Annotated in this window: 8 protein-coding genes and 1 pseudogene; 3 read left to right on the top strand and 6 right to left on the bottom strand. The window is 75.0% G+C overall.

Annotated elements, in window-relative coordinates:
* Positions 1 to 71: 71 nt before the first annotated feature.
* Both ACYVPE_RS21620 and ACYVPE_RS21625 read right to left on the bottom strand, forming a co-directional pair.
* A complete protein-coding gene (locus ACYVPE_RS21620) occupies positions 72 to 710 on the bottom strand; it encodes a response regulator (protein ID WP_461035320.1) in 639 nt (212 codons plus the stop codon).
* Entirely contained in the window at positions 710 to 1,840 is a 1,131-nt protein-coding gene (locus tag ACYVPE_RS21625) for a sensor histidine kinase (RefSeq protein WP_461035311.1), read from the bottom strand. The genes ACYVPE_RS21620 and ACYVPE_RS21625 overlap by 1 nt, the downstream gene beginning before the upstream one ends.
* Before the next feature lie 206 nt (positions 1,841 to 2,046).
* Between ACYVPE_RS21625 and ACYVPE_RS21630 the strand changes: the two genes are divergently transcribed.
* Positions 2,047 to 2,637: a DedA family protein gene (locus ACYVPE_RS21630; protein ID WP_461035321.1), complete on the top strand. Its 591-nt coding sequence runs from the start codon at positions 2,047 to 2,049 to the stop codon at positions 2,635 to 2,637.
* Between the two features lie 1,276 nt (positions 2,638 to 3,913).
* Here ACYVPE_RS21630 and ACYVPE_RS21635 read toward each other — a convergent pair.
* Genes ACYVPE_RS21635 through ACYVPE_RS21645 form a run of 3 tightly spaced genes read right to left on the bottom strand, consistent with a single transcriptional unit; the run spans position 3,914 to position 6,174 of the window.
* On the bottom strand, positions 3,914 to 4,810 hold the full coding sequence (locus ACYVPE_RS21635) for an aminoglycoside phosphotransferase family protein (RefSeq protein WP_461035312.1): 897 nt from the start codon (positions 4,808 to 4,810) through the stop codon (positions 3,914 to 3,916).
* A 59-nt stretch (positions 4,811 to 4,869) separates the two neighbouring features.
* Complete coding sequence (locus ACYVPE_RS21640; protein WP_461035313.1) at positions 4,870 to 5,571, bottom strand: bleomycin resistance protein; 702 nt, start codon at positions 5,569 to 5,571, stop codon at positions 4,870 to 4,872.
* 24 nt (positions 5,572 to 5,595) lie between these two features.
* Positions 5,596 to 6,174, bottom strand: a complete 579-nt coding sequence (locus tag ACYVPE_RS21645) for a peroxiredoxin-like family protein (RefSeq protein ID WP_461035314.1) — start codon at positions 6,172 to 6,174, stop codon at positions 5,596 to 5,598.
* A 74-nt stretch (positions 6,175 to 6,248) separates the two neighbouring features.
* Between ACYVPE_RS21645 and ACYVPE_RS21650 the strand changes: the two genes are divergently transcribed.
* Complete coding sequence (locus tag ACYVPE_RS21650; protein ID WP_461035315.1) at positions 6,249 to 6,872, top strand: TetR/AcrR family transcriptional regulator; 624 nt, start codon at positions 6,249 to 6,251, stop codon at positions 6,870 to 6,872.
* Positions 6,873 to 6,909: 37 nt separating this feature from the next.
* Positions 6,910 to 7,434, top strand: a complete 525-nt coding sequence (locus ACYVPE_RS21655; RefSeq protein WP_461035316.1) for a nucleoside/nucleotide kinase family protein — start codon at positions 6,910 to 6,912, stop codon at positions 7,432 to 7,434.
* Between the two features lie 18 nt (positions 7,435 to 7,452).
* On the opposite strand, the pseudogene ACYVPE_RS21660 reads toward ACYVPE_RS21655, so the two are convergent.
* A pseudogene (locus ACYVPE_RS21660) lies at positions 7,453 to 7,948 on the bottom strand (DUF6297 family protein); the annotation flags it as partial.

Raw genomic sequence — 7,948 nt, forward strand, 5'->3', positions numbered from 1 at the left:
CCCTGTGCCCGCGCGATTACCGGAGCGGAGTACCGTCTCAGGCGTTTCGCGGGCTCAGGCGTTTCGCGGGCTCAGGAGTCGAGGTAGCGCAGCACCGCGAGCACCCGGCGGCTGTGACCTGTGCCCCCCGGCAGCTCCAACTTGTCGAAGATCGCGTTGATGTGCTTCTCGACGGCGCTCCGGGAGACGAACAGCCGGGCGGCGATGGCCGCGTTGGTGTGCCCCTCGGCCATCTCCCGCAACACGTCGCGCTCGCGCGGCGTCAGCCGGCCCAGCGGATGCGTGTGCGAGCTGCGGGCCAGCAACCGCCGCACCACCTCGGGGTCGAACGCGGTCCTGCCGGCCCCCACCCGGGCCAGCGCGTCGAGGAACTCGTCGACCTCCACCACCCGGTCCTTCAGCAGATAGCCGACCCCGCCGTCCGGCTCGCCGCCCAACAGCTCGGCCGCGTACCGGCGTTCGACGTACTGCGAGAGCACCAGCACTCCGACGCCCGGGTGGCGTGCGCGGAGGGTCAGCGCGGCGCGCAGCCCCTCGTCGGTGTGGGTCGGCGGCATCCTGACGTCCACCACCGCCACGTCGGGCGGATCCCGGTCGACGGCCGCGAGGAGCGCGTCGGCGTCCCCCACCGAGGCCGTCACCTCGTGCCCCTCCTCGGTCAGCAGCCGCACCAGGCCCTCGCGCAGCAGCGTCGAGTCGTCCGCCAGCATCACCCGCACGGCAGCTCCGCCCTGACCGTTGTCGGACCGCCAGGCGGGCTGTCCACGCCGAGCCGCCCGTCCAGCGCGGCCACCCGCCGGGCGAGCCCGGTCAGCCCGCCGCCGCCCGGATCGGCGCCGCCCCGCCCGTCGTCCGTCACCGTGACCGTCAGCCGGCCCCCGGCGCCGGCCAGCCGGACCGTCACGCGCCGGGCGCCCGAGTGCTTGACGGCGTTGGTCACCGCCTCCGAGACCACGAAGTACGCCACCGCCTCCACCGTGCGCGCCGCCGGCTCCGGCACGTCGTACGCCAGGTCCACCGGCAGCGCCGCCCGCTCCGCGACCGACTCAAGGGCGGCCGCGAGACCCGCCTCGTCGAGTACCGCCGGATACACCCGCCAGGCCACCTCGCGCAGCTCACCGAGCGCCTGCCTGGTCTCGCCCACCGCCTGCGCGAGCAGCGCGTCCGCGTTCCCGTGCCGACGGGCCCGGCCGAGCAGCATGCCGAGCGCCACCAGGCGCTGCTGGACGCCGTCGTGCAGGTCGCGCTCGATCCGCCGCCGCTCCTCGTGCACGGCCTCCACGACGCCCGCCCGGCTCGCTGCCAGCTCGTCGATCCTGCGCTGCATCACCTCGTGCCTGCGCTGCCCGAAGAACCGCCGCGCCAGGCCGAGTTCCAGCGCCGCCACGGCCGAGACGCCGTGCGCGGCGAGGAAGAGCAGCAGCACCCCGCCGATCCCCGAGGCGAGCACCGCCCAGGGGTCGTCCGGCGCCAGGAACCAGAGCCAGAGCAGCACCGATGCGTACCCGACGCCGGCCAGCAGCGCCGCGAGCACCAGCACGCCGAGCACGGCGGGGCCGAGCCGGGCCGCGACATAGCCGAAGGCCTTCGGGCCCGCGGTCATGTCCCGCGTTTCCGGATCATCCGGCGGCCGCGAGCCGTCGAGGAACCTGGCCAGCCGCGCCCGCTCGAACGCCGCGAGCCGGCCGGCGGCCACCAGCACCCGGCGCCGCCAGGCGGGCACCGGCGGCAGCAGACTCACCGCGGCGAGCGGCACGACGGGCAGCGCGGCGAGCCCGGTCGCCCCGCCCACGGCCAACCCGGCCACCGTCCGCAGCCAGTGCCGTACCGTCTCGTCCATGCCGCCACGCTAGCCCGCCGGGCCGGCGAAGCGGACTGAGGTTTTCCGCACCCCGGTTTTGAGGTGGCCCGCATCAAACCCCACCTCCGAGATTTTGTACGGTCTTTACCGTGATCTATTCGACCGCATCCGTGTTACTGGCCGCCACGGACGAGACGGCAGAGTCGGCCGAGGAGCTCGGCGGCATAGCCGGCTGGGCCACCGACATGATGGAGACGCTGGGCGCGCCCGGCGCCGGGGCCGCCATCGCCCTGGAGAACCTGTTCCCCCCGCTGCCCAGCGAGGTGATCCTGCCGCTGGCCGGATTCACCGCCAGCCAGGGCGACATGAGCCTGTGGGCCGCCCTGCTGTGGACCACCATCGGCTCGGTGGTGGGCGCCATCGCCCTCTACTGGGTCGGCGCCCTCCTCGGCCGCGACCGGCTGATCGCCATCGCGGCCAAGCTGCCGCTGGTGAAGGTCGCCGACATCGAGAAGACGGAGGCGTGGTTCGCCAAACACGGCGCCAAGGCCGTCTTCTTCGGCCGGATGATCCCCATCTTCCGCAGCCTGATCTCGATCCCGGCCGGGGTCGAGCGGATGAAGGTCTCGACGTTCCTGCTGCTCACGACGTTGGGCAGCGCCATCTGGAACTCGCTGTTCGTGCTCGCCGGCTACCGGCTCGGCGAGGACTGGGAGCGGGTCACCGACCTGGTCTCCGTCTACTCGAAGGTGGTCCTGGTGGTCGTCGTGCTGGCGCTGCTGGCGTTCGTCGCCTACCGCACGATGCGGCCGGGGGCGGGCAAACGCCGAGCCTAACCGGGCGTGGCCGCCCTACCCGTCCCGGCCGCAGGCCGGGTTGCGACCGTGGGGCGTGCTGCCGCTGCGCGGCGGGCTCTGGCCGTTCCGGCCGGGGGTGTGGGTTCCGGCCGTTGCGCGGCCGTGCCGGACCCTGCGGGCCGCGGGCCTGCCGCCGCTGTGCGGCGGGGCCTTGCCCGGCTTCGCGGGGTGGGTTGTGCCGGTGGTGGCTCGTCCGGACTTCGCCGGCCGGGGGCCGGGGCAGCTGTGTGGCCGTGCCGGGTCGTTCGGGGAAGGGGGTGGGTTCCGGCCGTTGCGCGGCCGTGCCGGGCCTTGCCGGTCGCGGGCCTGCCCGCCGCTGTGCGGCACGCTTTGGCCGTTCCGGCCAGGGGGTGGGTTCCGGCCGCTGTGCGGCGGTGCTGGGTCCTGCGGGCCGCGGGCCTGCCGTCGCTGTGCGGCGGGGTCTTGTCCGGCTTCGCGGGGTGGGTTGTGCCGGTGGTGGCTTGGTCCGGGCTTCGCCGGCCGGGGGCCGGGTCCGCTGTGCGGCCGTGCCGGGCCCTGCGGGCCGCAGGGCCAGTCGCCGCTGTGCGGCGGGGCCTTGCCCGGCTCCGCCGGGTGGCCTGTATCGGCGGTGGCTCGTCCGGGCTTCGCCGGCCGGGGGCCGGGGCAGCAGTGCGGCCGTGCCGGGCCTTGCCGGTCGCGGGCCTGCCCGTCGCTGTGCGGCGCGCTTTGGCCGTTCCGGCCGGGGGGTGGGTTCCGGCTGCTGTGCGGCGGTGCCGGGCCCTGCGGGCCGCGGGCCTGCCGCCGCTGTGCGGCGGGGGCTTGCTCGGCTTCGCCGGGTGGGCTGTGTTGGCGGTGGCTCGGTCCGGCTTCGCCGGTCAGGGGCCGGGGCTGTTGTGCGGCGGGCTCTGGCCGTTCGGGCCACGGTGCGGCTCACCGCTGGGCGTGGTGCCGATGCCGCTGCGCGGCCGGGCCGGTGCGGCTCAGGCCTGCGGTTGCCGCCGCTGCGCGGCAGGGGGCTCGGTCGGCTTCGCCGGCCGGGGTAGCTGTGCGGCCGTGCCGGGTCGTTCGGGCTGTCGCCGCTCCGGCTTTGCCGGGTAGCCATGGGCCGGGTTCTGGCGTGGGCGTTCCGCCGCCGCGCGGCCCTGCCGTGGCCGGCCCGGGGCGTGGCGTAACCCGGCCGGCAGTGCCAACGCGGCGCGCTGTCCGACACCGACCGCTCCCGACCTACGGCGGCCGCCGGCAAGGCCGGGCCAAGCCAGCGCCGCGCAGCGGCTACCTGCCCGGCGGTGCCGGGCTACGCGTCGGCCGCCAGGATCTGCCGTAGCGCGTGGGAGGTCTGGCGGATCATGCCGGGGTTGGTGTCCCAGTAGTACGGCATGGCGATCACCGCCTGGGCCAGCGCCCAGCCCCGGCCGCGTAGCCAGGAGGCGTCGTCCGCGCCGAGTTCCTCGCGGAACCGTCGGCGGCTGGCGCCGGCGAAGCTGTTCCACGCCGGCTGGAGGTCGCAGGCCGGGTCGCCGACGTGCAGGGTGCCGAAGTCGATGACGGCGGACAGCCGGCCGTCGACCACCAGCAGGTTGCCCGGCAGCAGGTCGCCGTGCAGCCACACCTCGGGGCCGTCCCAGGCCGGGGCGGACAGGGACTCCGCCCAGGACCGCAGTGCCAGCGGTCCTTCGATCCGGTCGCCGAGTTCGGCGATCGCGGCCCGCACCCCCTCGTCGAGCTCGGCCAGCGGCGCGCCACGGCTGCCCTTGGGGCGCGGGTGCGCGCCCGTGGTGTCGATCCGGCGCAGCGCGTGGATGAACGCGGCGAGGTCGACGGCGGCCCGCTCCAGGTCGTCGATCGTGCCGTTGGCGTTGTCGCCTGGCAGCCACTCGCACACCGACCAGGTGAACGGATAGTCCTCGGCCGGCTGCCCGAGCCCCAGCGGCATCGGCACGGTGAGCGGCAGCCGAGGGGCGAACCTCGGCAGCCACTCGGCCTCCCGCTCCGCCTGGCCGGTCGCCCCTGGGGTGCGGGGCAGCCGCACGGAGAGCCGGTCGCCGACGCGGTAGATGTCGTTGTCGGTGCCGTACGAATCCACCAGCTCGATCGGCAGCCCGGCCCACTGCGGGAACTGCCCGGCCAGCAGCCGGCGCACCAGCGTGGGGTCGGTCTCGATCTCGTCGGCGTGCATCCTGGTCCTTGCCACGGCGCCGATCATCGGGGCTCGCCCGGCCGGCGGCAAGCCCTTTTCGGCGGCGGGTTCGGTCAGCCGCGCAGCTCGGTCAGCCGTTCCAGCTCGCCCCTGACGGACTCCCGCTCCGCCGCGGTGAGCGCGACCGCCGCCGCCCGGTCGAGGGCGGCCGTGGCCGTCGCGTCGTCGCCGAGCCGGCCGGCCGCCTCGGCGCGCAGCACCAGGAGCCGCAGCAGCTGGGTGGGCGTGGGGTGTTCTTCGGTCAGGCCGAGCACCCGGTCGATGATCTTCGCGCCCGCCGCCGGATCCTCCTTGGAGTCCACGAACAGGGTGGCGTGGTGGAGGGCCCGCGCGAAGGTCTCCCGCGGTGCCGGCCGGTGCCGCGGATCGTCGCTGATCGGCTGTCCGACCCGGAGGCAGTTGCCGGCCGGATCGGTCATCAGGAACTGCCGCACGCCGTACGACATGTCCTTGAGCTGACCGATGCGGGGCAGCCCCCGCGTCGGTATCCGCCCGTAGGCGGCCCGCAGCCCGGTGCGGAACGCCTCGTAGAGCGTGTCGACGTCGTCGGTCAGCACGTAGCAGTTGCTGAGCGAGGCCGCCGGGTCGTACTGCTTCGTCCCGAAGAACTGCAGCTCGACGTCGCCCCGCTCGACGACCGCGAAGGGATAGGGGCTCCGCTGCAGGAAGGTGGTCTCGAACCCGAGGGCGGTGTAGAAGTCCAGCACCGGCTGGAGGGTCTGGCACGGCAGGATCGGAATCGTTCGCTCGGTCATGCCGGGCAGTCTAGTCAAATTTGACTAGGCTATGCCTCGTGCGAGTTCGAGCAGCTCGTCGACCGACCACTGGTCGTACGCGTGCTCGCCGTACTTCACGGCGACGACGCGCCCGTCGCCCGCGATCAGGAAGTCGGCCGGCAGGCCGAGCCTGCCGCCCGGCTGCCTGCGTGCCGGCAGGCGTTCCCGGCCGCGCAGCACCGCCGCGGTGCCGCTGCCGATCGCTCGTGCGATCGGCCACCAGGCGCGCGGGTTCAGCAGCGCGCGGGGTGCCGACTCCACGCCGAACTCGACGTACAGCCGCTTCGTCGGGTCGGCCACCACGGCGAACGGCAGCTCGGCCGCGTAGGGCAGCAGTTCGGCGGCGGGGGAGTGGAAGAGGGCGACCTCGAGGACGCCGGCCGCCTCGATCTCCGCGTGCCGGCGGACCACGGACCGCAGGTGCAGGTTGCAGACCGGGCAGCCGGCGAACCGCCGGAACTGGAGGTGGACCAGCCGGTCGGGGGTCGGGACCGCCACCGGCGGGCCCTGGACGGGGGTGAGCTCGCGGGCGGTGACGGTCTCGCCGGCCGCCGTCGGGCGTCGGTCGCTGGTCGTGGGCACGATCGTTCCTCCAGGTGTAGGCGTACGGTATACGCTCTCCCAGCGTAGGCGTATGTCGTACGCTGTCAACCGTCATGCCACGCCCCCGCTCACTCACCCAGGACCGGCTGGTCGCCGCCGCCCTCGTCGTCATCGACCGGGACGGTCTCGCCGGCCTGTCGATGCGGGCCGTCGCCAAGGAACTCGGCCTCAGCACCATGGGGCTCTACCGGTACGTCGACGACCGGGGCGAGCTCGAACGGCTCGTCGTCGAGTCCGTGCTCGGCGCCGTAGACACCGCGCCGCCGCCGGCCGACGCGCCCTGGGACGCGCGGGTCGCGACGATGGTGCGACGGCTGCGCGACGTCGTCGGCGCCCGGCCCGCCGTCATCCCGCTGACCGTCACCCACCGCCACCACTCGCCCGGCGTGCTCCGCTGGTCGGAGACGGTGCTCGGCATCCTGGACGACGCCGGCTTCGCCGGCGCCCGCCGCGTCGTCGCGCTGCGCGCCCTGCTCGGCTATCTGATCGGCGCGCTCCAACTCGAACACCTCGGGCCGCTCTCCGGCGCCGGCACGGCCACCATCGCCGCGCTGCCGCCCGCCGACTTCCCGCACCTGGCCGACACCGCCCACCACGCCCACGAGGTAGGCGCCGACGAGGAGTTCTACGGCGGGCTCGACATACTCCTGCGGGGCCTGGCCGACGACGAAACCTGAGTGCCCCGCCCGCGGACCTCTGCCAGGCTCACCCGCCATGACCTCGTACGAACTGTTGCTCATCGGCGGCGGCGCCGGAGTCGGCAAGACGACCGTCGGCTGGGAGGTGTCCGCGACGCTCCAGACCGGCGGAACGGCGCACTGCCTGATCGAGGGCGACTACATGGACCAGATCCACCCGGCCCCCGCCGACGACCCGCACCGCGCGGCGATCACCGAGCGGAACACCGCCGCGATCTGGGCGAACTACGCCGCCCTCGGCCAACGCCGGCTCGTCTACACGAACACCGTGAGCGTCCTCGAGGAGCCGATGCTCAGGCGGGCCATGGGCGGCGGCGACATCAGGGCGACGCGGGTGCTGCTCACGGCCGAGGAGGCCACCGTGCGGGCCAGGCTCGCCCGACGGGAGATCGGATCCCAACTCCACGCCCACATCGAGCGGAGCCTGCTGATGGCGCGCGAGCTCAGCGAGACCGTTCCCGAGGGCACCGTCCGGATACCGACGGACGGCCGCTCGGTGCGCGACATCGCCCGCCAGGTGATCGAGGCGGCCGTCTGGTAGCACCGGGCGCGACCGAGCTCAGGCCGCCCGACCTCCGGCCCGCGCCACCGCCCAGCGCGCCAGGGCCGCGGCCAGCGGCCAGCAGACGGCGGGGGCGAGCCAGCCGCCGGCCGGCGGCAGCAGCACCGCGAGCCCCGCCACGGCGGCGATCGGGCCCGACAGCTGCCAGACCCCGGCGGTCACGGGGCCCAACGCCCAGAGCGGCTGCGGTCCCTGATACGCCGCCACCAGGCCACCGGCCACCAGCACCGGAACCGCCGCGAGCACCGCGGGCAGCGTCCCGAACACGAGGCCGAGCGGCACCCCGGCCGCCGTCAGCAGGACCCCGGGCAGCAGCGCGTTCCGCAGCGCCAGGCCGGCGGCCGTGCCAGGCCACCAGAGCCGGGCGCGGCGCGGGTCGTCGGGGTCCAGCCTGGCCGGCTCCAACAGCCGGGCGGCCGCCGCGTAGCCCACCGCCGCGGCCAGCGCGGTCGCCACCACCGTCTCCGCCCGCAGCAGCACCGCGGCCCCGGCC

Source organism: Streptomyces mayteni (assembly GCF_054783955.1).